Origin of the sequence: Halobacillus litoralis (assembly GCF_009856445.1) — a bacterium.
GTDB classification, from domain to species: domain Bacteria; phylum Bacillota; class Bacilli; order Bacillales; family Halobacillaceae; genus Halobacillus; species Halobacillus litoralis.
In genome coordinates, this window is sequence record NZ_WMFA01000002.1 from 971,611 (window position 1) to 994,673 (window position 23,063).

Below are 23,063 nucleotides of genomic sequence, written 5' to 3' on the forward strand. Positions count from 1 at the left end.
TAATACAGAAATGCCCTTTTGTCTAACTTCTAATATTTAGAGCATTTTGTCAAGTGATTACGCCTCATCATTGATGAATTTTATGCAATTGTCTGATTTCTTCCATGATCCGATCCGTAACAACCTGGGCAGAAGCTTTCTGTTCACGATATTCTGTCATATCAATCGGTTCACCATAAACCACTTTCAATCTCTTAAACCTTTTATATGGACCGATGATGGCGCAGGGAACAATCGCAGCTTCGGACCTTAATGCAAAGAAACCAGCCCCGGCAAGACCTTTGCCGATTTCGCCGTTTTTCTGCCTTGTGCCTTCAGGAAATAGTCCAAGCGCGTGCCCTTCTTTCAAAATATCCAGACCTTTTCGTAAGGCGTTTCTGTCCCTCATGCCACGTTTGATCGGAAAAGCATGGACTTTTTTCAATATACCCCCAATTAATGGGTTTTTAAACAACTCTTCTTTCGCTAGGAAGTAAATATTCCGGCTGCTTGTTATACCTACAACCGGTGGGTCCATGTTGGAAATGTGATTGGAACAAATAATGACTGGGCCTTCTGCAGGAATGTTCTTCTTTCCGACAATCTTTATTCTGTACATCGGATATAAGATGATGCTGCACAAAGCTTTTCCTAATTTATATAAGTTCATCCCTGGTCCCCTTTCTTCCTTCTATCATTTACGATGTTTAAAATGCCCTCGACCACTTGATCAATATTCATGGACGTTGTATCGATCTCAATGGCATCCTCTGCTTTAACCAACGGGGCAATTTCCCGATTAGAGTCGATTTCATCTCTTTTTCTAATCTCCTCTTTCAATTGTTGTAGATCAGAAGAAAAACCCTTTTCAATATTTTCTTTATGACGCCTCTCCGCTCTTTCTTCAACAGAAGCAATCATAAAGATCTTCACTTCGGCGTCTGGAAGCACATGGGTTCCAATGTCACGACCATCCATGACCACACCCTTGTCCTTGACGAGTTCCTGCTGTCTTTGCACCATTTCTTCACGGACGTTTTTGTGTTTAGCTACAATCGATACTTGATTAGTAACTTCTGCTGTCCTGATTTCATCTGACACATCTTGTTGGTCGAGAATAACTCTCTGACCGGAATCACTTTGAATAAGGTTCAATTCAGATTGACTCAGGAGCTGAGCCAGACCATCCTCATCTTCGAGTGAAACGCCTTGTTTTAACGCCTTCCATGTTAATGCTCGATACATTGCACCTGTATCCACATAAATAAAAGATAGCTTTTCTGCGACTTTTTTTGCTACAGTACTTTTTCCGGCTGCCGCTGGGCCGTCAATGGCAATTGTCATTGTGTTCATACGATCCGTATCCTCCATCTGTCTTATCAAAGAGAAAACGCACTGGTACAGCGCGTTTTCTCTAAAATTTTCGCTTAATGATCACAGTCAAGAATAACATAAATCTACTATGAAAATCCATTTTATTTGAGTGCTCGCACTCGTGCCTGCATCTGTTGTTCAAAACAATATTTGATAATCAACTGTCTGTCCTTTTCATGAATATCAATAAATTCAATAGAAACCCTCTCATGCTGGGAATCTTTCGCAGGGATAACCCGAATCACTTTACCGTCGGCAAACACATAATGGATCTCCCCTGTATTCATGGGAAGAACAAGCGTCAAGCCGATCTTTTCCTCTTCTTCTAATTTATTGGAGGGCGACTGTCTTAACATGACCCCTCCACCACTAATATCGCTCGTAATCGTAGGAAAAGATAACGTGTTGCTTTCTACAGCTACATCCACAGAGGCATCAACACGTACATATTTGCGTCTTTGAACCCTATTCAATTCTTCCATGCCGGGAAAAAACAAACCTATAACTGGAATGTTTCTTTTTTCCCGTGCCATCACCTCTGTCTTAAACCAATAAACCGATTCGTCTTGACCAACAAAACTTGCTTGAAATTGTGTGCCGTCCAGAAAAAATCCTGTCCGGCCAGTCTTTGTATGTACAGGATAATCAATGTAAATTTTACTACCTTCAAAGTCCACCAATTTACACTTGTATTGATCGACTTCATCCACTTCTGGTTTTCTTAACTCTAGCGTAAGAGGTGTCCCCACCTTCAAATTCTGCATCATGCTCCCCCTCTATATACATGATTACATTATCTCATGCCTCTCTAAAAAAAGGAAGATAATAGGTATAAAGACAGAGAAAAAGAACCCTGTTCAAAGGGTTCTTTTTTTAAACTTCCTGGTTGAACTTCATCTCTGCTTTTTTCAACGTTTCCACTTTTTCTTCCTGTCCATTGGTCGCATTAATAAAGATACGATAAGTCGTATTTTCCATCGTAGCAAGGAATTCATAACAAAGCACTTGTTCATTGACATCATTTTCTATCACAGAAAGATGATTCTCCTGTACTTTGACATTTGGATTCACTTTTGCTCTTGCTTCTTCCAATGAAATTTCAGGTTCGTTAAGCTCTCGCTCACTATGGAAATTATAGTAATCACGCGAACTCATCCCGAGGACTTCTCCATTATCAAGCGCCACTTTTACTACAACAGAATCAGGGAAGAATCTGACGTCATTCTGAGTGTAAAGAAAACGGAAAACACCCATGTTGTCGTATTGATTACTTTCGACGAGCTCTAAGTTAGATATTTTCAAGCGTTTGGCATATTTTTTCGCTTTTTCAGACGCTTCATAAAGGGAAATTTTCGGCTCAGCGACTTTACGGCTGATCATGATCGTCAAAGGATGTCCTCCTTTTTCCGTCAAGTCGATGTACCCATTTTTGTCACCGTTTTGAAAGGAAGCCGTGTACATTGGTACATCCGCACCTTTTCCTGATTTAGTAACTGTGAGTTTATCTGTTGGTACTTTTTCGAGCCATTGACTAGCGATTTCCTTTGCTTGCTTTTCATCAACTCTTTCACCTTCAAGGTTTCGGAAGCTCTTCTGCGGCCCGGAAGAACCAAGACTTGTATTCGTTACTGATCCTTCGAAACCATCCACAGACTGCTCTACGGTCTTGAATCCATTGACGATGGTATTATCTCCAACTTCATCATTGGTGGCTAAAGCAAGTTCCACATCCATCCACCTTAGATTATCTTTCATGACAACATTTTGTACTTTTCTCAGTTCCCCTTCAATTTCACCCGACTTTTTGTGAAGCTCCTCAAGCATTTGGATTTCTTCTTCACTGAGAGGTTTCTTTTCCAGGTCTCGAACAGCTGTCCGATAAGTAAACTCACCGATGTCGTGTAAGAATTCTTCCGTCTTATTGAAAGGAAGAAGTGTCAGTGGCAGCTGGCCTACATCTGAACTTGCATCAGAAGAAATCTTCCATATTTCAGCGAGTTGAGGGGATAACCGGTTTCGAGAGTTCATCGCTAAGCTTGAACCGATTTTGTCATGGAGAAGATCGACATTGTAAGTCAGTTCATGAAATGCCCTTTGATAACTGTTTTCAGCCTGGATCAAGACAGCATTTTTGTCCTGATTTTCTTTATAGCCCCAAATGCCTGCACCAACCGTAGTTAAACTTAGTAATATGATGGCAATCCATTTACCCATACGCCCACCTCCTATTTACAGAAAATATGTTTGCCGATTTGCTTGATTTGTGGTCTTGTCCAGATCCAGTCCGATGTGGCTGTGTTTGGATTGAAATAGTACAGAGCCTGCCCCGAAGGATCCCATCCATTAATCGCATCCATGACCGCCTCTTTTGCCTGATCATTAGGCTCGAGCCAAATTTGACCATCAGCCACGGCAGTGAAAGCACGTGGTTCAAAAATGACACCAGAAGCATTGTTAGGGAATGAAGCACTCTGGATCCTGTTTAAAATGACAGCGGCTACTGCCACCTGACCGACATATGGCTCTCCGCGGGCTTCGCCGTAAACAGCATTTGCCATTAATTGAATGTCGTTTTGTGAATAGCCACTTGGAACATTAACAGCTGTCGGTTCCTTTGGCTGTTGTTGCTGCTGGTTTTGTTGTTGTTGTTGCTGTTGCTGATTTTGCTGTTTCTGTTGATTCCCTTGTTTGGTTTGCTGGGATTTGGGAGTGCCCCCGTAATGTGTAAAATCATTGCCTTTTCTGATCTGTTCTTTTACGTAACCTTCATCGTAGTTGCTGGCTTTATTCAGCTTATTTTTTACTTCCTGACCGACGAGTCCGTCAATTTCCAGTCCAAATTCATATTGGAAATTACGAACCGCCCAGTAGGTTCCCCAACCGAATACTCCATCAATTTCACCGTTGTAAAAACCTAAGTATTGCAACCTGGATTGAAGTTCAATGACATCATCACCTGTGGCCCCTTGCTGAATGACCTGATTTGAGAAACCTAGGACAGGTTTGACATAGGTCAACTCTGATAAAGGGAAAAGCAACAAGGCTAGACCCATAAAAACGACCATCGTCTTCTTCCACACCATCCAATATCCACCCCTGACCCAATAGTTTAGTTATAGGGGTAGTTTTTAACAGAACCAAAAGATTATGCATATTTTCATCTCTCCACTCAGCTACGTATCCTAAGCTTTATGATTCTGGTCTTCAGCGCATAAAAAAAGAACAGCCCTCTGGCTGTTCATGTTTTTAATAATTTTTCATGATGCTGATTCGCTATTTTAATCTTACGAAGGCCGATAAGCCATAAAATAACCATAAACGGAGTAATCCAATACATCCATGTCATTTCTTTCACAGTAATAATATAGTCATAAATGACGTGCAATCCTACGGGAATGACCAACCCTATCGTTAAACACCAGTTTGAACGATTTGTCCTGAACTTAGCTTTCCCCATGTAATATCCCATAATGACTCCAAAAAGAGCATGTGAGGAGACGGGGAAAACAGCACGCAGAATGGCGATTTCAATACCGTTTTGAAAAATATAGATGATGTTCTCAATTGTTGCAAAACCTAAACTGACAGCCACTCCGTAAATGATCCCATCGTAATGATGATCAAAATCAGAATGACGATAGGCTACAAATAACATAAAGAACCATTTAAAGAATTCTTCAAGTAAACCAGCAAGAAAAAATGATTTCATCAATGACGAGTGAAATACATTTTCAACTTCGAAAGCATACTGAATGAACATGATAGGAAAAACCATGATTACGCCTATGATGAACATACGGATAATTAAAGGAAGGGGCTCTAATTCGATCCGTTTACTTAAGTATATAAATGTCATGATGGCCACGGCAGGAGATATAGCGGCAGTCAATATGGCCATGTTTCTCAACCCTCTCTCTTTCATTCACCTACGTTTCATCGTATCATGAAGGTATGAGAAAAGGAACATTTGAATGGAAGATGGTGTAAATATGAAGCGTATACTAGTCATTCACACAGGTGGCACAATATCTATGAAGGAAAACAAAGAAACAGGAGAAGTGAACACTTCGTCCAAGCATCCTTTGGATGAGATCTCCACTATGTTGAAAGGGAACACGGTCATTGAAGATGAGATTTTGTTTTACCTCCCTTCTCCCCATATCCGACCGGATCACATGTTGAAACTGGGTCGATCCATCCATGAAAAAATGTCCAGAAAAAACTATGATGGCATTGTTATCACTCATGGTACAGATACATTGGAAGAAACCGCTTATTTTCTAGACTTGTTTTTGCAGACGAGGAAACCTGTAGTCGTTACCGGCGCTATGCGTTCCAGTAATGAAATCGGATCTGATGGTCTGTATAACCTTCTCAGTGCGATCAGGGTAGCCAACTGTGATGAAGCACAGGACAAGGGTGTGCTCGTTGTCATGAACGATGAAATTCATACGGCTAAAAACGTGACTAAAACCAGTACGAGTAATGTAGCAACATTTCAAAGCCCTCAGTATGGTCCAATCGGAATTACAACTAAAACGGAAGTGTTTTTCCACCATAAAATGACACGCCGTGATTCTTATCCCATTCAAGACATTAAAAAGCAAGTGGCCCTTATCAAAGCTTACGCAGGTATGGATGGCACTTTGATTGATGCCGTTCGCGAAAGCAAGGTAGATGGTCTTGTCATCGAGGCTTTAGGGCAAGGGAATTTACCACCAGAAACGGTAGATGCTTTAAAACGGACCCTTCATGATGGCATTCCGATTGTTCTGGTCTCCCGCTGCTATCAAGGAATTGTGCAGGATACATATGGTTATCCAGGTGGGGGTCGTCAACTGAAGGAAATGGGAATCATCTTTGCTAATGGACTTACTGGACCAAAAGCCCGTATCAAACTTATGGTTGCACTTGAAATGACCACAAATATGACGGAACTTGAACATATGTTCAGCTAAAAACCGATGAAAAATCAATGGATTATACAAGAAAGCCTGGAGTCAAAAAAAGAACTCCAGGCTTTTTCTTTACATTTATTTAGCAGTAAGTGCTTGGGCTATCTTTCCACCATGGTGACGGCCATTTTCTATGAAGATTTCATTGTTGTTATATCCAGCTGCAATGACACCTGCAATATAGATGCCCTGAATGTTCGTCTCCATCGTATCCTCATTAAACGCAGGCCTTCCGGTTTCTTCATCCATCTCTACTCCCATTTTAGTGAGGAACGCATGGTCCGGGCGGTACCCAGTCATAGCAAAAACGAAATCATTTTCAATTCGTTTTTCCTGCCCCTGACATTCATAGATAACCTCACCCGTGGTAATTTCTTTGACATTCGCACAGAACTCCATATCAATGATGCCTTTATTGACCAATGCTTCGAATTGTGGCAGAATCCACGGTTTGATACTTTTCGAATAATCTTCTCCACGGTAAAGAACAGTAATGCATGCTCCAGATTTTTCTAATTCCAGCGCAGCATCGGCCGCGGAATTTTTGCCGCCAATGATGACGACGTTTTTCTTATAATAGGGATGTCCCTCTTTGAAATAGTGCTTAACTTTTGGTAGATCTTCACCTTTAATATTCATATAATTGGGTTGATCATAATATCCAGTAGCGATGACGATTTGACTTGCCCGGTAACTCTTGGCTTCGCCTTCTACTCTCTCTGAGTGGACGATAAACCCGTGGTCATTCCGTTCCACTTTTGTTACTTTTTCATACGTATTCACTCGTAAATCTTCTCTTCCTGCGACCGCTCGGTAATAGGCCAATGCTTCATTGCGGACAGGCTTTTGACGTTCTGTAATGAATGGGATGTTCCCGATCTCAAGCTTTTCACTCGAACTGAAAAACGTCTGATGTGTAGGGTAATGATAAATCGAATTGACGATATTTCCTTTTTCAATAATAAGCGGCTCTATTCCTTCTTTTTGCAATTCGATGGCTGCACTCATTCCACATGGCCCACCACCGATAATGATGACTTTTTCTTCTTGCACGACCAACACTCCTCTTTCATTCCCGATACAGGTCAATCCTTTAATACCACTTTATCCATCTGGTATGGTTTCCACATACAATTTCCCACTATACTTCGTTAGCTTTCATGCGAAGGTTACAATCCGGGGCACTCATATTCTCAACGTGTCCATATATGGCGCCTGTTCTTTCATAAAAAATGAATCTCCTACCATAACCATGATAGGAGATTGCATTCGTAGAATCAAGTTAGATCCATCCACGGAACCTTGAGGCTTCCGCCATTTTTCTAACTCCGACCATATAAGCGGCAAGTCGCATATCTACACGACGCGTCTCAGCCGTACGATAAACGTTATCAAAGCCTTTAACAATGACTTTATGAAGCTTTTCTTCCACTTCTTCTTCTGTCCAATAATAACCCTGGTTGTTTTGGACCCATTCGAAATAGGATACAGTCACTCCACCTGAGGAAGCTAACACGTCAGGGACAAGTAGAATCCCACGTTCAGAGAGGATTCTTGTAGCGTCCAATGTCGTCGGACCATTGGCTGCTTCTACGACGATGGTTGCTTTTATGTTATGGGCATTATCTTCCGTAATCTGATTCTCGATCGCTGCAGGTACGAGAATGTCACAATCAAGCTCCAATAACTGTTCATTTGTAATGGTATTTTTGAATAGATTTGTGACTGTTCCAAAGCTGTCACGGCGATCTAATAAGTAGTCAATATCAAGTCCATCTGGATCGTGAAGCCCACCGTAGGCGTCTGAAATTCCTATCACTTTCGCTCCGCGGTCATGCATGAATTTCGCAAGGAAGCTTCCTGCATTACCGAAGCCCTGGACTACGACTCTGGCCCCTTCTACGTTGATTCCTTTTTTCTTGGCTGCTTCTTCAATACATATGGTCACACCTTTGGCTGTCGCTGTTTCACGGCCATGTGAACCACCAAGAACCAGAGGCTTTCCTGTAATGAATCCAGGATTGTTGAATTCGTCAATCCGGCTGTATTCATCCATCATCCAGGCCATGATTTGAGAGTTTGTAAACACGTCTGGTGCAGGGATGTCTTTTGTAGGGCCTACAATCTGACTGATGGCACGCACATACCCACGGCTGACTCCTTCAAGCTCACGGAAGGACATTTCGCGCGGATCACATACGATTCCCCCTTTACCTCCTCCATAAGGAAGATCAACGATTCCTGCTTTCAGACTCATCCAAATAGAGAGCGCTTTTACTTCTTTTTCAGAAACGTTCGGGTGGAAACGGACGCCTCCTTTGGTTGGACCAACCGCATCATTATGCTGGGCACGATAGCCTGTGAAGATCTTAATCTGATCATTATCCATACGAACAGGAATTCTTACCGTCATCATTCTTACAGGTTCTTTCATCAACTCATATACTTCATTAGGATAACCTAATTTATCTAGTGCTTTTTTAACCACCGTCTGAGTGGACTTTAACACATCAAGTTTATCGTTATTTTGGTTTGCAGAATCTGTTGGCTTATCGGCTACCATCCATTTACCTCCTATATCAATCCATTCGATTAGGGCTCGTTCTTCAGTGATTAGTATACACGTTCACTACTAATTAGGAAAGCTGAATGCGGCTTTTTCTAACCGTTTTCAAAGAAAAAATGTAAACGTTTACACTTGTGTGGCTTTATTTTATTACGATAGCTCTACGAATTTTTGGATAAGGTCGTCATAACTTAAGCCGATTGCCTGAGCAGAATCAGGGAAAAGGCTCGTTGGTGTCATTCCCGGCAACGTATTCACTTCTAAAATGACCGGCTCTTCATTCTCATTAATAATGAAGTCAACACGCGAATAAACATCACAACCAAGCAGCTGATGAGCCAAGACGGCGTCTTGTTGGAGTTGAGCGGTCAACGTTTCACTCACTTTGGCTGGTACGATATGTTCACTGCCTCCAGGTTTATATTTTGAATCAAAATCATAATAATCATTCTTAGGAATGATCTCTATTACAGGAAGTGCCTGTTCTTTTCCTTTATACCCCATCACAGGTACGGTTACTTCTCTGCCCTTAACATAATCTTCAACTAGAATCATAGAGTCAGAATGTGCAGCCATTTCGATCGCCTGGCGTATATCCTGTTCTTTTTTGACGATAGTTAAACCTAAAGTAGAACCTTCTTGATTCGGTTTTATGACGAATGGGAGAGTGAACGTCCGTTTGATTTCATCTTCAATCACGGTAAATTGACCGTGGTCTGTAACATCAAACACTTCACTTTTCGCTGTGTGTAAACCATTCAAGGAAAAGATCTGCTTGGACTTCGCTTTGTCCATGGCTAGGGCTGAAGCTAAAACTCCCGAACCGACATAAGGTATGCCGAGCATATCTAGAAGCCCTTGAATCTTTCCGTCTTCACCAAAACGTCCATGCAGCCCGATGAAAACCAAGTCCACATCCAACTTCAGTACTTCTTCCATTTTTTCAGGAGAAAAGTCGATCGGCGTAACCTCGTGTCCCTTGTTCTCTAACGCTTTAATGATTCCCTTTCCAGTTGAGAGAGAAACTTCTCGTTCCCCTGATGTACCACCATATAAAACCGCAATCTTCATTTGTTACACTCCATTTCATAGACCACTAAATAATAATTAACTTACACCAACTCTTATCTTAACATGTTCCCTTACAAGCTTCTATTTAAAAATACACTGAATTATTTTATATCCCTAAGCCTCCAACTCCAACATTCGCTCCAATGAAAGTAGAAGCGTTTTTGAGGTTCATTGCTAAAGTCAGGATCAGGAGTGGTTGGAAAGCAAACGGTTTTTCGGAGTCCCTGGATCCACGCAAACATCTCGAAACAGATGTCCGGATAGCGAAAAAAACGTACCAGTGACATCGATATGCCATAAAAAAAGAACGACTCTTATGAAGCGTCGCTCTTGCAGTTTATGAAAAATGTTTATAGATGGTTCGACATGCATCTTTGTCCATGATTTGTTTTCCATATTCAATCAAGCGGTGAGAGGTCGCTGCTGTAGCGGAAGCGAACTCAGATAATAGCGCAATCACTTGATCTTGATCTAAATGGAAGATATCTTCATCTTCAAGAAGCATATAATAAGAATCATGATAGAAGAAAACACTGCCTCCGGTTACATCAAGCTGATACAGCTGGTGCCCTGCCCGGATGACATGTTCGAAGTCTTCAAAGGAGAACATCATTTCTTTACTTTCATCCAAAGTGACCTTCATTTCAATGTAATCTTCATCGTCTTCTATATCGGCGGGCTCTGTTTTCGTTACGACGACTAACATGCCTTGCGCTTGCAGGAGATATACCTGCACCAACAGGACACCTGACAGTTCGACACCCAGTTCGATGCCTGCATCATACATCATATCACTGAAAATACGATGCACTCTAGGTAAATCACTCCAAAGCTCCTCACGAGACAACCCCCGATCCATCAGATCATCAAACGTAAGGAAGATCTTAAATTTCTCATTCGTCATTCTTTCCACTCGCACATGATCGCCCCCCTGTCACGATGTGTTATCTATATCTTATGATGACTGATGCGATTATGGCACCTTTTTTCAAATTATATCTAACGATTTGGGCGTGGGCAAACATTTTCCGCCGCCAAATCAATCATTATGTAATGAACCCTCCTCTCAACAGGCTCATATAATTGACCACCAACTCTTGTAAATGCAGTCATAATGGCTTCTTCTGTTATGAGGGTAGGCTTAGAACGACGACAGAACACGCGTTTTCCCACGTTAATAATGGAACGGCCCCTTTTAACAAGGTACCGTTCCATTATTAAGCCTGCATTCAGTTTCTGTTGTAAATACTGACCGTTATGTCGCCTGCAACCAGCGTTCCCATGCTTTTTTAGAGTTTCCTACAATAAACGGCTGGATTCGTTTTTTGTCCAGTTCAGAAAGGCGGTCATAAGCATATCCACCAAGACCAATTTTCAGGTCAGGGTATTGTTTTTGCAATGATTCTGCAAGCCTTACCGTTATGGGGATATTCTTTTTAAGCGTACAGGACATGAACATATACGTGGGTTCAATTTCATCAATGACAATATCAATATCTCCGCCTGCAATACTCTGACCGAGATAAATGACATCGTAACCTTTTCGTTTCAAAAACAGAGCAAAGATCAACAACCCTAATTCATGCCTTTCGTTAGGACCACAGACAAGCAGGGCTTTCGGAAGCATTCCATCGACTGGAATAGACAGAAGCATCATGCCGATCCTGGAACGGATGAAGTGACTCGCGAAATGCTCATGGGCACTCGTAATCCGGTTTTCCTCCCACAAGTCACCGACTTTCACAAGGATAGGTCCAATAATATCAATAGCCACGGTTTCTGGCGTGAATAAACTGAACGCATGATCAAGATGACGCTGCGCATCGTTTTCATTAAAGGATAGAAGGCTGTTCAACAGTTCACCGCCAATTTTATCCAGTTCCGTTTTATGTTCAGAATCATGATTGGTGCTCGTCACCGCTTCTTCATTACTTTCTAACAAGGAAACCGCTTGCGATATGGTGAATCCTTTGTTCACTTTTTCCATCAACCATTTTAGAATTCGTACATGCTCATCGGTGTACAGACGATGGCCAGCCTCATTCCTTGAAGGGCGAATCATTTTATATCTTCTTTCCCAGGCACGGAGTGTACCCGGCTGAATTCCTAATAACTGTGACACAGCTTTTATATTGTATTTTGCTTTCGTTGTTGCCATAAGTCTGCCTCCACCCGTCCATTTTCCTTTATTATATAAGATGTCAAGAATATGTGTAAAATTTCAATATTCTCCCTATATGTTTTCGAGGTAGATTTTATTTTTTGGATGTTAATTCTATCCAGTGACATTCCGCTTTGGTTCCTAGACGTAGAGGCATTAAGGATGTACCATATCCCTCACTTACAAGCATAGCCTGGTTTTCACTGATCTGCCACCCGCCCCGCTCATAAGGTCCGAAGCCAAAAATCCGAATCTGTCCACCATGGGTATGTCCACTTAAGACTATATCAAACCTGCCCTTGGCCTCTTGAGTCATCCGGTTGAATACATACGGATCATGTACACAAAGAATCTGCAGTCCTTTTTCATCTTCTAAATAGGAAGCATTTCGGTTAGGTTTCATAAAATATGGATCTAAGGCACTCAATACGACCGGAGTTCCGTTTGGTAACTCCACAAACTCATCCTCGTTTGAAAGGGGGATGACTTCCTCTTTCATCAATTCATCCAAAAATGATCCGTACCTCCACTCATGATCATTATTACCGGGAATGAAATAAACGGGAGCTCCCCATTGCTTCAATAGGGATAGGTTGTGCATAAAACGCTCATAAGATGTCCTTTTATCTACGAAATCACCACCGATGATGACAAGATCAACAGTGCTTATTTTTGTGAACGTCGCCTCATTTAATTTTCGATTATGTATGTCACTAATGAACAGCAGCTGAATCCTCTGGTGAGTATCAAGCCCTTTACAATCCAATTGTTTTTCTTGCAAGTGATCGTTCTCTGACAAAACGTACATAAAACCCAACAGCATAACGCCAACAATGAGTACGATTAGCAAGATCCATACCATTTAAACACCCCCACGTTATTTTTATAGAACTCTTATATTATCACAAACGTGCAAGCTTGATAAAACGGACTCGCATGGAAGCATTTCAACTGATCCCTAAAATTTATAGAGAATGTGATACAACATGAATCATAAATACAAGAAAAAACCGCTCAAGATTACACATCCTGAGCGGTTTTTTCTACAGTTAGTCACCATTATAACCCCAAGAAAAATGAAAGAACTTCCTCACACATTCTTTACGCTTAGAATTCTAAAACCTGTCTTTTCAAGCTTCTTCGTAAATGCTTCAATATTATCATTGTCTTCAATCTTCAAGACAATTCTTCTGGCAAGCTTATCGGTTTCATCAAACGTAGCAAGTGAAATCACGTTTTCGTGATAACTTTTAATAATATCCCCGAGTCTTTCAATTCTTCCTGATGACTCTTCAGAAGTGAAAGCAATTCTGACTCCTTTTTTGTTGACCCCGAACGCACTTTCGAACTGTTCGATGACATCAAATCTTGTCACGAGACCAAGAAATTTCTTGGATTCGTTGACGACAGCCAGCACGGAAAAACCTTTGAACAACGGCAGCGTATGTTCAAAAACCTCTTCATCATGAATATAAAACCCCTCATACATGGCAACATCACCAGCAGTGGTTTCACGAAGAAACGTCTTCCGATCTATTCCTTCTTCAGAATTAAAATAAGCCCGGAATATGATTTCTTTAGAGATCATTCCTGTGAATTGACCTGATCTTAAAACAGGCATGGCTTCAATATCTTTATCATCAAGCACTTTCAGAACTTCTGAAAGTGAAGCGGATGATTCCGCCGTGAAGGATTTGTGGGCGGGTTTCATAATTCCTTTAACAAACATACACTCACCTCTTCTTTTTAATTTGCACGGTAATAATTTCGCCATCCACCTGCGAATATCCTGCCTTCATCGCATAGGACAAGAAGGGCCCACATAAAATTCCTAGGAAAAGGATGTGATGTAGGATGTACACACCAATTAAATGCTACCAGCCTTACCACGGCCCTTTTGATCCATGTCCGCCACGAGGGACGGCTTGTTATCAGACACCGCCTAATCTCTATCTTGGATTTCAGCCCCCAAACTTGCAGCAGTTCCCGATACAAGACGCGTTGTATAAAGGAACTCTTTGGCCGGCTTTGTATGATCCCTACCCTACACCTCTAGAGAAAGGAGCAAAACGATGAAGCAAGGGGCTAATCCTGCTAAAGAGCGATATGCTTTAATGGAAAAGATTCAAATGGTGGATTTCGCTTTGGTAGAACTTACTCTTTACCTGGATACCCATCCGCAGGACACCCAGGCTATCCAGCAGTTCAATCAGCTTGCCGTTGAAAGCAGAGATCTGAAATCTGCCTATGAGCAGCAGTTTGGGCCTTTAAGGCAGTATGGTGCCAGCTTTTCAGGTTATCCATGGAATTGGGGAGATAGTCCATGGCCATGGCAGTTATAAACCTTCAAGGATGAAGGACATAGGAGGGCGCTTATGTGGTATTACGAAAAGAAATTACAATATCCTGTAAAAGTAACCGAATGCAACCCGAGGCTTGCAAAATATTTAATTGAACAGTATGGAGGAGCGGACGGCGAATTATCCGCAGCCCTTCGCTACTTGAATCAACGGTACAGTATTCCGGATAAAGTGATTGGTCTTTTGACGGATATCGGGACAGAGGAATTCGCCCATTTAGAAATGATCGCCACGATGATCTATAAACTCACGAAAGATGCGACACCGGAACAAATGAAGGCGGCAGGTCTTGGGGCCCATTACGCAAACCACGACCACGCTTTGTATTACAATAACGCAGCAGGAAGCCCGTGGACCGCCACTTATATTCAGGCGAAAGGAGATCCGATTGCTGATCTATATGAGGACATAGCTGCTGAGGAGAAAGCCAGAGCCACCTATCAGTGGATCATTAATATGTCGGATGACCCATGCTTGAATGACAGTTTGAAATTTTTGCGTGAACGGGAAGTGGTTCATTCCCAAAGGTTCAGGGAAGCGGTTGAAATACTTAAGTTTGAAAGGGATCGAAAACAATTTTTCTAAAAGTCAACGCTCTACCGTGATTTGTTCATGGTAGGGCGATTCTTCTATGAAGCCTGGCTTAGGAAAGGTTTGTCCAAACCACACATCCCAATAAGGAAACGAAAGCATCACGATAATCAAGATAAGAAGAACGACAAAGAGGAAGCGCATCCAAATCGCATTTACCTTCCACCTCGTTTTTTCTTTCCTACCTTCATGAACATCTTTTCTTGGTGGCAGATCCAGAATATCAAACTCTTCCTCTTCATAACCGCCATCTTCTTTGTCATTCCTCATCTGCTCTCTTTGCTCTTTTGATGAATGCTGTTCACTCATCGGCTTCCCCCCATTTTCCGAAACGGATCCAAAAGGCTAATACAACATCAATTAGAAAATGTGCCAGGATGGTCACAAGTAAATTACCCGTCATCTCATACATATACCCGATAAAGAAACTGACGAATAATACTGAAATCAATAACACGATTTTTGTTAAATAACGAATATGCATAACGGCAAAGAGTACACTTGCCACCACATACCCAAACTCCGCATGCAGAACTCCGCGGAATAGCATTTCTTCACTTACCGCAACCAGCAAAGTAATGCCAATAATACTTAAACTCGAACGATTCTTAAAAACTTTGACATTAATGCCGCCATCATCGTACATCCTTTGTGGTAAACGATACACGAGAAAAAGGTCGATGAGAAGCACCATAAGTCCTGGTATCAATCCGTAAAGCAACAGCTCGTTCAAATGGAAACCCACTTGACTGCTCCAATCAGCCCAGAAAGCATCAAAAAGGAATACGCTGCCAATAATTGCGAGAATCAGTATACTCAACTGAGTAAGAACCAATTGTAGTGTAATTTCCCGGTCGTTCATTTCCATAATCAGTTCTGATTGACTCTTTCGTTTCATAAACCGGCTCCTTGTTTGAAAATAAACTTTAAACGATCCTCCCAGCTGAACGTATCATACGTACGTCGCTCCTCCTGGAAAGATAGGTCATCCATGCTGAAATCGCATTGGTCACAGCATGGAACGGTTGGCTTTCGAACCATGTCCTGAAACGGTTTATATAACGCTTCTCTGCGACAATCAGATGAGTGGATCCATTTCAACATTTCATTCAGTTTGTTGTGTTTATACATCCACCTCTCCTCTAAAAAGCGGTGAATTTCCTGAAAGAGGTTCGCGGTCACCCCTACTAGTTTTCCGTTTTGTAAAGCACCCTCTTCTTCTAACTGAAACTTGATAAAATTCCATTGGGATTCGGATAACTCAAAGCGTTCAATCATGATACTATCTGATGGCACATCTTCTCCCTGCTTTTTCATTAAAAAAGAGAAGACTCGGTGAAGATCATTTTTCTCAGGAAGTTCACTCTGTATAAGTCTCTGAGGAAGATAATGGTCCTGACGTGTGAAAAGCAGTAGACTGACCGCTGCTTCACCGTCCCGTCCTGCCCTGCCAACCTCCTGGATAAAGGATTCCAGTTGAGGGGGCAGATGAAAATGGATCACCATGCGTATGTCTTTTTTGTCTACCCCCATACCGAAGGCACTCGTACAGCAAATGACATCCAATTGATGATTCATGAATTGCTGCTGCACCAGCATACGATCTGTTTGTTCCATTCCACCATGGTAAAAGGCAACTCTCTGGTCCAAACGGTCCCTCAGTTCAAAACTGACTTTTTCTGCCCACTGGCGACTTGAAAAATAGATCATGGTAGGAGCTTGGTTTTGCTTGAGCACTTCAACGATTCGTTCCGTTTTTTCTTCTGGACTCGTGCATTCTTCCACAGCAAAACTAATGTTTTGTTTATCCATCGGATAGATTCTCTTTTTCATATGGGGAAGTCTCAGCTTTTCCATGATATCCTGCTGCACATCAGGAGTCGCGGTTGCACTTAAGGCCATTACGGTTGGGTGGCCGAGATTTTCAATGGTCTGATGAAGCTTGAGATAATCCGTTCTGAACTCATGTCCCCACTGAGATATACAGTGGGCTTCGTCAATAACAAAGAGAGGGACATGCATGCGGTTCAGGCGTTGCTGCAGCCAATCATTCTGCAGCATTTCTGGTGAAATGTAGACAAGCGAGTATTTATGAAGGTTCTTCAATACAGCATTTCTTTCAGGCTGATCCATAAAACTGTTCACAGCGGTCACGGCTTTATATCCAGAAGCCTTCAACTGCTTCACCTGATCCACCATGAGTGAGATCAGGGGAGATACGACAAGTGTCGTGCCACCAAGGACCTTGGCAGGAAGTTGATAACATAGCGATTTGCCTGTTCCAGTCGGTAGGATTCCTAATACATCTTCCCCCTCCAGAACATCTGTAATGACTTCTTTCTGACCTTCCCTGAATTCGTCAAAGCCAAAATTCTCTTTTAGTATCAAACCTAGATCATGACTCATCCTTTGTCATACCTTCCCTTATTGCGTGCTGGCCTTTTGCTAATGCGAGGCGCAGTTCGAAATAATCATACTTTCCATCCAATGCTTCATGTATTTGCTTCAGCTTTTTTGTATCTAATTGATTCCCCATTTTATTTATCTCACGTACATCAACCTCACTCAAAAAAGAAGCAATCGAAAAATCGGGGATAATTAAAGCGGATTCTACAATGTGGTCCTGGATCGTGCTCTTTTTCAATCGCCGTATATTCATAATTTCCTGCATGCTCAACCCTTGTTCAATATACTGGTATGTCTTCCTAGCCGATTTTGTAATCAGGTGGGTCGCATCGAGTCCTTTTGTACAGAGGTGCAGCACAGGATAGCGAGCCTTGTCCCTTTTAGATTCAAGAAATAGATAATAATAGGTGTGTTGCAGCATGATCTCAACATCTTCTCTATATAATTCAAACTCCCTTGTGAGTTGTTCGATTGTCATGCCAATCACACCCCCGCCCGTCAAACGATGGACGAACAATTCTGCTTGAAGAGACGGGTGCTTTTTTAGGAGGTGATGAATTTCTTCATACAACGATTCCCCCATCTTTGGTAGTTTATCTTGAAATTGCTGATGGACTTTCCGCACCCAATTTTGTGTACCAAAGTCATCAACGATGGGTACATAGTGGTGAATGCCGGCATTGGAGTTCGCCATCGCTTGCAGCAGTAGATAGACTCTTTTGACAAAAGTAGGAACCACGTCATGCCAGACCATTCCTTCAAAGTATTGAAGCTCATGAACCGGGAAAGATGACAATTGCCGAGTCCCTTCAGGAGTTATGGAAGGAAAAGATTGTTCATTTAACTGGATCAACCCGTTGTGAACCAGTATGTTAATCTGTTTCTCCAATGACTCACGCTTCAATGATGGATAGACACCAAACAGTGGATCAAGCTCGTACCCTTTCGCATCCTGTAGTGTTTGTGAAGAACGTTTTCCTGTCAGTAAATGATAAATGCCTGAGACTGTACGCTCTCCCCGGAGTCGATCCACACAAGTTAAAACCAAATGACCGAACATCTTCTCCCCCCTTTTCTTCCTTCTTCAGCATGGTTTAGTTGAAAACCATTCCCATGCGATTTACAATAAACGTTGTACTTATGTAATCAACACCTCGATCATAGAGAAGTTCCATGAAGGAGGTCGTTCTATGGCCAAATATACAATCGTAGATAAAGAGACCTGCATTGCCTGCGGGGCCTGTGGTGCTGCTGCCCCTGATTTATATGACTACGACGATGAAGGAATTGCTTATGTCGTCCTTGATGATAACGAGGGTACGGATGAAGTGCCGGAGCTTTACGAAGAGGATATGGAAGATGCATGGGAAGGATGTCCGACAGATTCTATAAAGATCTCCTCACTTCCATTTCACGGAGACCCTCTAAAATACGAAGAGTGATGTACCTCTTTTCGTAACCAAAGCCCCTTTTTCAAGGGGCTTTTTTTATTTGACTAGTTCTTCAAAACGTATTTCCGCCTCCGTCCGGTTGATGGTAGAGAACATACGAAAATCCTCAGAATCAATGATTCTATAATGTTGACTGATCAGGTTTTGCTGTAGGATGTAGTTTTCACCTTCTGCAATGGTCTGCCACCATACTTTGCCACCAAGCGTTTTCTTCCCTTGAGTCTCCACTTGTTCATGAGCTATAGTTTCCACGATTTCTACAGGAGCATCCCCTAATACGCCTTTGAGAACATCGCTCTCTTGAAAAAGAGCACATACGGCCACGACCGTCGTCCAGCCTGCCAACGTTCTTTGTTTTTCAATTTGAACAAGCGTCTTTTTGGATAATCCGAGGATTTCTGCCATCCTGTCCTGGGTATATCCATGCTCGACACGGATCAATTTTATTTTTTCAGACACCTGTTTCCGCACATCGTGTTTATCCATGACTCATCGTCCCCTTTTCTACGTTCCTTTATTTTAACATGAGCAGGAGGGCCAATCCTAGAACAAAGGCTTTAAAGCTTTCGGTTAAACACAACATCGTCGAAGTCAAGTATTGAGGACGGGTTTCATAGTTTGAAACAAGAAGGGTGCTGATGGACCGTCTTTCCTCAACCAGTAAAAAGAACCCCCTGCAAATACCGCAGAGGATTCTCAATCATTGGTCCATAACAGGATTCATTCTTTCAGGTACATCAATCGGTTCTTCAAGGTCATAGGTGGAAAATTCGCTGACATTCATACCATTGAACTTGACCCTTTCAAAACCAAACTGGCCAGCGGTTACAAGAATAGCTTCCACCATCGTCAAAAGCTGCTGCTCACTTGCCCATGATTCATGTTCAACCTGAATATTCATGATTCCTTGATCTATTGTTGTTGAAGTAAACTGAACATGTTCCGGCACGGCAGGGCTGACATAGAGACCTTTTCCCTTTTCTTTCATCAAAGAAAGTGCTTCGCGAAACGTCAGAGAACCTTCCACAGATATCGGAGCAAGGAATCGTTCAGATGATGCTTCATACTGATACAATTGAAAAATGTACTCTCCTTGTTGAATGACAGGAACTTCAGAAATTTCACCGTAACTTCCTAAGTTGACAGGATCACCAGAATCGGTTTGCACAGAAATTTCCTGTAGTTGAAAGTTCTCCAAGTCCCAGCGAATGCTTTCGATGATTGCGCTTGCCCACGCTGTGCCATTAACACTAAAACCATCAGGAAACGTAACGACAGCTGACCCTTCTGTTTCATTTACCTCATATTTCAAATCGTCTACAACTCTGTCAGCTAACCCATATCTTTCTGGTGAAAATTCTTCGGACTCCTGCTGTTTCTGTACTGTAGGCAGGATGATTTCGGCATTTTTCCCTGGATAAGAAAGTGTAGTCAAGCCACTTTCCTCACTGGCCAAAATCAATGAATCAAGCTCTGTTTCTTGAGCTTTCCGGTCCTCTGCGACCTTCGATTCGTCTGCTTTGGGTTCTTCCTCTTCATCTTCTTCTGCAGGAAGACTTTCCTCCTCACTGGAAGGTTCAGCTTCCTTGGTTTCAGAACTTTTCTCTCCATTTTCTGAAGATGATGAATCGAGTGAAGGCGACGTTTCTTCATTTGCAGTAGAAGACTCTGCACTTTGATCTGCCCGATCAGCGGACTCTTCTACGGTAAGCATTCCACTGTTACTGAAGAAGACAGGCACGAACACGGCAAGGACGAGTAAAACAGCAACCGTAGCCAATCCAGGAAAAAGCCATGGAGCTACTTTTCTTTGTGGTTTATTTACACGTGAAGAAACCTTTTGATAGAGCCTTTCTTTCAATTGACGATCTTCCATAGCAGGGAGTTTGCTTAATGCTTTTTTGATATCTTCATCACTATGCTTCTTCACGGTTTCCCCTCCCCTCTTCCATGTCTTCAAGTATCATCTTCAGAGCTTTCATAGCTCGATGTTGAGTCGTCTTCACTTTACTCTCACTCCAGCTTAAGATTTCTGCTGTTTCTTTTATGGACATCCCTTGAATAAAACGGAAAATCAGCACACTTCGCTGATCGACCGTACATTGATCCAATGCTTGATATACTCGTTGAATTTCATCATTCTGCACGGCTATCTCTTCCGGCATTTTATTCTGATCTTTGATTTGTTCCCCTTTTTCCGTCCAATCAAAGAATTCCATGAAGCGGTTTCTTTTTCTTTTCTGTTTACGGAAATAATCAATAGCTACGTGCCTGGCTATTGAAAACAACCATGTTTTCTCTGAGCTTTTACCATTAAATGATTCATAGGATTTCATGACCCTTACATAGACATCCTGAACCAGGTCCTCGGCAAGACTTCTGTCCTTGACCATATAGACCAGGAACTGAAACAGGTCATGGTGATAGTTGTCGTATAGTTCATCAAAGAACGTTCGCAATGGTGGTACCTCCTGGGTCACTTTAATAGTCGTCTTATGTACGAAAAAGTTACACTATCTATCTTAATATGCAAAAAAAGAAAAAGGAACCTCGTTTACCAAACAAAATCACCTGCAGCTCCCTCCATCCCACCTTTAACTAATGCTGCCTTTAGTTGAAGACTCAGTTTCGAGATGTTCGTGGGATTCTAGGAGCTCCGGGAAAAGGTTCGCTTTCCATGAGGCGGGCGGTGAGCCTCCCGCGGAAAGTGAGTTATTCCCTGCAGCCCCATCCACTCAAAAAACATCTCGAAACTGAGTCTTCAAGAAACCTGCCATTATCTTTAATAAAATACAGGGTAGCGGTAACAAAAAAAGCTACCCTTGGTTCGGGTAGCTAAGATACTTTTGATATGGCGTTTCTTTTTTCGTAGCGTTGGAAAAGTGTTCCGAGTATTGGAGAAAGAGCCAATATGAACACAGTATTAGATACTGCATGATTGAAATCCATCGGGAGGCCGGCTAAATAATAGGCCCAAAAGGGTTGTCCCGCTGCCCGCATGGTCAATGATAGAATGACACCGAACATAAGCCCACTGATAAATCCATAGATTGAAAGACCCCAGGATGGCATGTTCGACCAATACTTCCCTAATAGACCAGCAACGATTCCTATGATTGACCAGGCGATTACCTGCCAGATTGTCCATATGCCCATGCCCAGCAGCACATTCGATACAAAAGTCGTGAGCAGAGCAATGAGAATGCCGGCACTAGGTCCAAGCCAGAAACCAGCAATAATGATGATCGCAGTCACCGGCTGGATGTTCGGTAGATGAGCTAATGCCATTCTTCCTGCTACGGCTAAAGATGCGAGCATGGCAATCAGTGTAAGCTTATATGTGTTCATCATTCATCATTCCCAAGATTGATAGTCAAAAACGATTTCGTCTCCATCCTCTACTTCGTACTCATTGGCTCCAACCATTGCTTCGTCTCCATTTATGGTGTACATCCAAGCCATTTTTTCCTCTTGGTTACCAGCAATTCCTTCTATGCTGTTGATAAAGCCTTCTGATTGTTCAACTTCATAGTTCTCTTCCATGACTTCCATAAGCGTGGTACCTTCTTCTACCGTTATTTCATCTTCTGCCATCATTTCTTCGCCATTGTTTTTAGAAACCTGCACCTCTACAGTGACTTCCTGTACTTGTTCTTCCTGAGTCGCTGATGTTTCCTTTTCCTCTTGTGTCCCACACCCCGCCAGTACGGCAACAGCAAGAATCATGGCTGTAAAAAACGTGCTCCACTTTTTCATGACAATCTCTCCCTTTTTTCTTATTATTTCACGGCCAGGAGGAGAGAAAAGCAAAGACAACCAAGTGACGTATCTGTAGAAATCCGATAATCTTTCCTACCAAAAAAAGCTTACCCTTCTACAAGGGTAAGCTTAAGACAAACGAAAGGATAAGATTTACGTTACACGTCATACCGATCGGTTGTCTCAAATGCTCAATCCCCGAAGCTTTGAAACATTGGATCAGGCAGGTCTACTGACTCGTGCGTCATCCTAATCAGGATCCTTCCCATACCATGAGGTACAGTGGAATTTCCCTTTCGTCTACACTTACAGTTGCGAGGACAGTTCTGGTTTCGCACCAGATTCCCTATCAAGTCTTTTCAGACACCTGAATCCTCTTCATATGAAGTT

The 23,063-nt window shown here is 42.2% G+C and carries 27 protein-coding genes and 1 riboswitch; of the genes, 5 read left to right on the forward strand and 22 right to left on the reverse strand.

What is annotated here, in order from left to right:
* Window positions 1-67: 67 nt before the first annotated feature.
* The 6 genes from GLW00_RS10155 to prsW form a co-directional block, all read right to left on the reverse strand.
* Complete coding sequence (locus GLW00_RS10155) at window positions 68-649, reverse strand: lysophospholipid acyltransferase family protein (RefSeq protein WP_160913586.1); 582 nt, start codon at window positions 647-649, stop codon at window positions 68-70.
* The gene (gene cmk / locus GLW00_RS10160; protein ID WP_160913587.1) at window positions 646-1,332 is read right to left on the reverse strand and encodes a (d)CMP kinase; all 687 of its coding nucleotides are present in this window, start codon (window positions 1,330-1,332) and stop codon (window positions 646-648) included. The genes GLW00_RS10155 and cmk overlap by 4 nt, the downstream gene beginning before the upstream one ends.
* Before the next feature lie 122 nt (window positions 1,333-1,454).
* Window positions 1,455-2,117 (reverse strand): flagellar brake protein, encoded by a 663-nt coding sequence (locus GLW00_RS10165; RefSeq protein WP_160913588.1) that lies wholly within the window; start codon window positions 2,115-2,117, stop codon window positions 1,455-1,457.
* Window positions 2,118-2,226: 109 nt separating this feature from the next.
* Window positions 2,227-3,567 carry a germination protein YpeB gene (gene ypeB, locus GLW00_RS10170; protein ID WP_160913590.1) on the reverse strand — a complete coding sequence of 447 codons (1,341 nt, stop codon included), beginning with the start codon at window positions 3,565-3,567 and terminating at the stop codon, window positions 2,227-2,229.
* 11 nt (window positions 3,568-3,578) lie between these two features.
* Window positions 3,579-4,436 (reverse strand): spore cortex-lytic enzyme, encoded by an 858-nt coding sequence (sleB, locus tag GLW00_RS10175; RefSeq protein WP_160913592.1) that lies wholly within the window; start codon window positions 4,434-4,436, stop codon window positions 3,579-3,581.
* Window positions 4,437-4,591: 155 nt separating this feature from the next.
* Complete coding sequence (gene prsW, locus GLW00_RS10180; RefSeq protein ID WP_160913594.1) at window positions 4,592-5,251, reverse strand: glutamic-type intramembrane protease PrsW; 660 nt, start codon at window positions 5,249-5,251, stop codon at window positions 4,592-4,594.
* A gap of 91 nt (window positions 5,252-5,342) precedes the next feature.
* Here prsW and GLW00_RS10185 point away from each other — a divergent pair, with 91 nt between their 5' ends.
* Window positions 5,343-6,311 carry an asparaginase gene (locus GLW00_RS10185; protein ID WP_160913596.1) on the forward strand — a complete coding sequence of 323 codons (969 nt, stop codon included), beginning with the start codon at window positions 5,343-5,345 and terminating at the stop codon, window positions 6,309-6,311.
* A gap of 75 nt (window positions 6,312-6,386) precedes the next feature.
* Here the strand turns inward: GLW00_RS10185 and GLW00_RS10190 are convergent, their stop codons facing one another.
* From GLW00_RS10190 to GLW00_RS10220, 7 genes are all read right to left on the reverse strand, one after another.
* Entirely contained in the window at window positions 6,387-7,361 is a 975-nt protein-coding gene (locus GLW00_RS10190) for a YpdA family putative bacillithiol disulfide reductase (RefSeq protein ID WP_160913598.1), read from the reverse strand.
* 229 nt (window positions 7,362-7,590) lie between these two features.
* Window positions 7,591-8,871, reverse strand: coding sequence for a Glu/Leu/Phe/Val family dehydrogenase (locus GLW00_RS10195; protein ID WP_160913599.1), 1,281 nt, complete (start codon window positions 8,869-8,871; stop codon window positions 7,591-7,593).
* Between the two features lie 153 nt (window positions 8,872-9,024).
* Window positions 9,025-9,945, reverse strand: coding sequence for a D-alanine--D-alanine ligase (locus tag GLW00_RS10200; RefSeq protein WP_160913601.1), 921 nt, complete (start codon window positions 9,943-9,945; stop codon window positions 9,025-9,027).
* A 337-nt stretch (window positions 9,946-10,282) separates the two neighbouring features.
* Window positions 10,283-10,864, reverse strand: coding sequence for a genetic competence negative regulator (locus tag GLW00_RS10205; RefSeq protein ID WP_160913603.1), 582 nt, complete (start codon window positions 10,862-10,864; stop codon window positions 10,283-10,285).
* A gap of 336 nt (window positions 10,865-11,200) precedes the next feature.
* Complete coding sequence (locus GLW00_RS10210) at window positions 11,201-12,103, reverse strand: MerR family transcriptional regulator (protein WP_160913605.1); 903 nt, start codon at window positions 12,101-12,103, stop codon at window positions 11,201-11,203.
* Window positions 12,104-12,200: 97 nt separating this feature from the next.
* Complete coding sequence (locus GLW00_RS10215) at window positions 12,201-12,968, reverse strand: metallophosphoesterase (RefSeq protein WP_160913607.1); 768 nt, start codon at window positions 12,966-12,968, stop codon at window positions 12,201-12,203.
* Between the two features lie 228 nt (window positions 12,969-13,196).
* Complete coding sequence (locus GLW00_RS10220; RefSeq protein ID WP_160913609.1) at window positions 13,197-13,835, reverse strand: CBS domain-containing protein; 639 nt, start codon at window positions 13,833-13,835, stop codon at window positions 13,197-13,199.
* A 125-nt stretch (window positions 13,836-13,960) separates the two neighbouring features.
* Between GLW00_RS10220 and GLW00_RS10225 the strand changes: the two genes are divergently transcribed.
* The 3 genes from GLW00_RS10225 to GLW00_RS10235 are packed head-to-tail and all read left to right on the forward strand — an operon-like array spanning window position 13,961 to window position 15,051.
* Complete coding sequence (locus tag GLW00_RS10225) at window positions 13,961-14,182, forward strand: spore coat associated protein CotJA (RefSeq protein ID WP_160913611.1); 222 nt, start codon at window positions 13,961-13,963, stop codon at window positions 14,180-14,182.
* Window positions 14,179-14,448 carry a spore coat protein CotJB gene (locus GLW00_RS10230; protein WP_160913613.1) on the forward strand — a complete coding sequence of 90 codons (270 nt, stop codon included), beginning with the start codon at window positions 14,179-14,181 and terminating at the stop codon, window positions 14,446-14,448. Before GLW00_RS10225 ends, GLW00_RS10230 begins: the two co-directional genes overlap by 4 nt.
* 33 nt (window positions 14,449-14,481) lie before the next feature.
* Complete coding sequence (locus GLW00_RS10235) at window positions 14,482-15,051, forward strand: manganese catalase family protein (protein ID WP_146815984.1); 570 nt, start codon at window positions 14,482-14,484, stop codon at window positions 15,049-15,051.
* 3 nt (window positions 15,052-15,054) lie between these two features.
* Here the strand turns inward: GLW00_RS10235 and GLW00_RS10240 are convergent, their stop codons facing one another.
* Genes GLW00_RS10240 through GLW00_RS10255 form a run of 4 tightly spaced genes read right to left on the reverse strand, consistent with a single transcriptional unit; the run spans window position 15,055 to window position 18,523 of the window.
* Window positions 15,055-15,366: a hypothetical protein gene (locus tag GLW00_RS10240; protein WP_160913615.1), complete on the reverse strand. Its 312-nt coding sequence runs from the start codon at window positions 15,364-15,366 to the stop codon at window positions 15,055-15,057.
* Entirely contained in the window at window positions 15,359-15,955 is a 597-nt protein-coding gene (locus GLW00_RS10245) for a CPBP family intramembrane glutamic endopeptidase (RefSeq protein ID WP_160913616.1), read from the reverse strand. Before GLW00_RS10245 ends, GLW00_RS10240 begins: the two co-directional genes overlap by 8 nt.
* Window positions 15,952-17,463: a RecQ family ATP-dependent DNA helicase gene (locus GLW00_RS10250; RefSeq protein ID WP_160913618.1), complete on the reverse strand. Its 1,512-nt coding sequence runs from the start codon at window positions 17,461-17,463 to the stop codon at window positions 15,952-15,954. Before GLW00_RS10250 ends, GLW00_RS10245 begins: the two co-directional genes overlap by 4 nt.
* The gene (locus GLW00_RS10255) at window positions 17,453-18,523 is read right to left on the reverse strand and encodes a YpbB family protein (RefSeq protein ID WP_160913620.1); all 1,071 of its coding nucleotides are present in this window, start codon (window positions 18,521-18,523) and stop codon (window positions 17,453-17,455) included. Before GLW00_RS10255 ends, GLW00_RS10250 begins: the two co-directional genes overlap by 11 nt.
* A 130-nt stretch (window positions 18,524-18,653) precedes the next feature.
* On the opposite strand from GLW00_RS10255, the gene GLW00_RS10260 reads away from it, so the two are divergent.
* Window positions 18,654-18,905: a ferredoxin gene (locus GLW00_RS10260; RefSeq protein ID WP_160913622.1), complete on the forward strand. Its 252-nt coding sequence runs from the start codon at window positions 18,654-18,656 to the stop codon at window positions 18,903-18,905.
* Between the two features lie 45 nt (window positions 18,906-18,950).
* Here GLW00_RS10260 and GLW00_RS10265 read toward each other — a convergent pair whose 3' ends face one another.
* From GLW00_RS10265 to GLW00_RS10285, 5 genes are all read right to left on the reverse strand, one after another.
* The gene (locus GLW00_RS10265) at window positions 18,951-19,400 is read right to left on the reverse strand and encodes a helix-turn-helix transcriptional regulator (RefSeq protein WP_160913624.1); all 450 of its coding nucleotides are present in this window, start codon (window positions 19,398-19,400) and stop codon (window positions 18,951-18,953) included.
* 214 nt (window positions 19,401-19,614) lie between these two features.
* A complete protein-coding gene (locus tag GLW00_RS10270) occupies window positions 19,615-20,844 on the reverse strand; it encodes a hypothetical protein (protein WP_160913626.1) in 1,230 nt (409 codons plus the stop codon).
* Complete coding sequence (gene sigX / locus GLW00_RS10275; RefSeq protein ID WP_160913628.1) at window positions 20,831-21,373, reverse strand: RNA polymerase sigma factor SigX; 543 nt, start codon at window positions 21,371-21,373, stop codon at window positions 20,831-20,833. Before sigX ends, GLW00_RS10270 begins: the two co-directional genes overlap by 14 nt.
* Before the next feature lie 376 nt (window positions 21,374-21,749).
* Window positions 21,750-22,262 (reverse strand): ECF transporter S component, encoded by a 513-nt coding sequence (locus tag GLW00_RS10280; RefSeq protein ID WP_160913630.1) that lies wholly within the window; start codon window positions 22,260-22,262, stop codon window positions 21,750-21,752.
* Between the two features lie 6 nt (window positions 22,263-22,268).
* Window positions 22,269-22,670: a DUF4430 domain-containing protein gene (locus tag GLW00_RS10285; RefSeq protein ID WP_160913632.1), complete on the reverse strand. Its 402-nt coding sequence runs from the start codon at window positions 22,668-22,670 to the stop codon at window positions 22,269-22,271.
* Window positions 22,671-22,878: 208 nt separating this feature from the next.
* Window positions 22,879-23,059, reverse strand: a riboswitch (cobalamin riboswitch).
* Between the last annotated feature and the right edge of the window lie 4 nt (window positions 23,060-23,063).

Coding starts and splice junctions, on each gene's coding strand:
- GLW00_RS10155 (WP_160913586.1), bottom strand. CDS start 649: ATGAACTTATATAAATTAGGAAAAGCTTTGTGCAGCATCATCTTATAT.
- cmk (WP_160913587.1), bottom strand. CDS start 1,332: ATGAACACAATGACAATTGCCATTGACGGCCCAGCGGCAGCCGGAAAA.
- GLW00_RS10165 (WP_160913588.1), bottom strand. CDS start 2,117: ATGCAGAATTTGAAGGTGGGGACACCTCTTACGCTAGAGTTAAGAAAA.
- ypeB (WP_160913590.1), bottom strand. CDS start 3,567: ATGGGTAAATGGATTGCCATCATATTACTAAGTTTAACTACGGTTGGT.
- sleB (WP_160913592.1), bottom strand. CDS start 4,436: ATGGTGTGGAAGAAGACGATGGTCGTTTTTATGGGTCTAGCCTTGTTG.
- prsW (WP_160913594.1), bottom strand. CDS start 5,251: ATGGCCATATTGACTGCCGCTATATCTCCTGCCGTGGCCATCATGACA.
- GLW00_RS10185 (WP_160913596.1), top strand. CDS start 5,343: ATGAAGCGTATACTAGTCATTCACACAGGTGGCACAATATCTATGAAG.
- GLW00_RS10195 (WP_160913599.1), bottom strand. CDS start 8,871: ATGGTAGCCGATAAGCCAACAGATTCTGCAAACCAAAATAACGATAAA.
- GLW00_RS10200 (WP_160913601.1), bottom strand. CDS start 9,945: ATGAAGATTGCGGTTTTATATGGTGGTACATCAGGGGAACGAGAAGTT.
- GLW00_RS10210 (WP_160913605.1), bottom strand. CDS start 12,103: ATGGCAACAACGAAAGCAAAATACAATATAAAAGCTGTGTCACAGTTA.
- GLW00_RS10215 (WP_160913607.1), bottom strand. CDS start 12,968: ATGGTATGGATCTTGCTAATCGTACTCATTGTTGGCGTTATGCTGTTG.
- GLW00_RS10220 (WP_160913609.1), bottom strand. CDS start 13,835: ATGTTTGTTAAAGGAATTATGAAACCCGCCCACAAATCCTTCACGGCG.
- GLW00_RS10225 (WP_160913611.1), top strand. CDS start 13,961: ATGTACACACCAATTAAATGCTACCAGCCTTACCACGGCCCTTTTGAT.
- GLW00_RS10230 (WP_160913613.1), top strand. CDS start 14,179: ATGAAGCAAGGGGCTAATCCTGCTAAAGAGCGATATGCTTTAATGGAA.
- GLW00_RS10235 (WP_146815984.1), top strand. CDS start 14,482: ATGTGGTATTACGAAAAGAAATTACAATATCCTGTAAAAGTAACCGAA.
- GLW00_RS10240 (WP_160913615.1), bottom strand. CDS start 15,366: ATGAGTGAACAGCATTCATCAAAAGAGCAAAGAGAGCAGATGAGGAAT.
- GLW00_RS10245 (WP_160913616.1), bottom strand. CDS start 15,955: ATGAAACGAAAGAGTCAATCAGAACTGATTATGGAAATGAACGACCGG.
- GLW00_RS10250 (WP_160913618.1), bottom strand. CDS start 17,463: ATGAGTCATGATCTAGGTTTGATACTAAAAGAGAATTTTGGCTTTGAC.
- GLW00_RS10255 (WP_160913620.1), bottom strand. CDS start 18,523: ATGTTCGGTCATTTGGTTTTAACTTGTGTGGATCGACTCCGGGGAGAG.
- GLW00_RS10260 (WP_160913622.1), top strand. CDS start 18,654: ATGGCCAAATATACAATCGTAGATAAAGAGACCTGCATTGCCTGCGGG.
- GLW00_RS10265 (WP_160913624.1), bottom strand. CDS start 19,400: ATGGATAAACACGATGTGCGGAAACAGGTGTCTGAAAAAATAAAATTG.
- GLW00_RS10280 (WP_160913630.1), bottom strand. CDS start 22,262: ATGAACACATATAAGCTTACACTGATTGCCATGCTCGCATCTTTAGCC.
- GLW00_RS10285 (WP_160913632.1), bottom strand. CDS start 22,670: ATGAAAAAGTGGAGCACGTTTTTTACAGCCATGATTCTTGCTGTTGCC.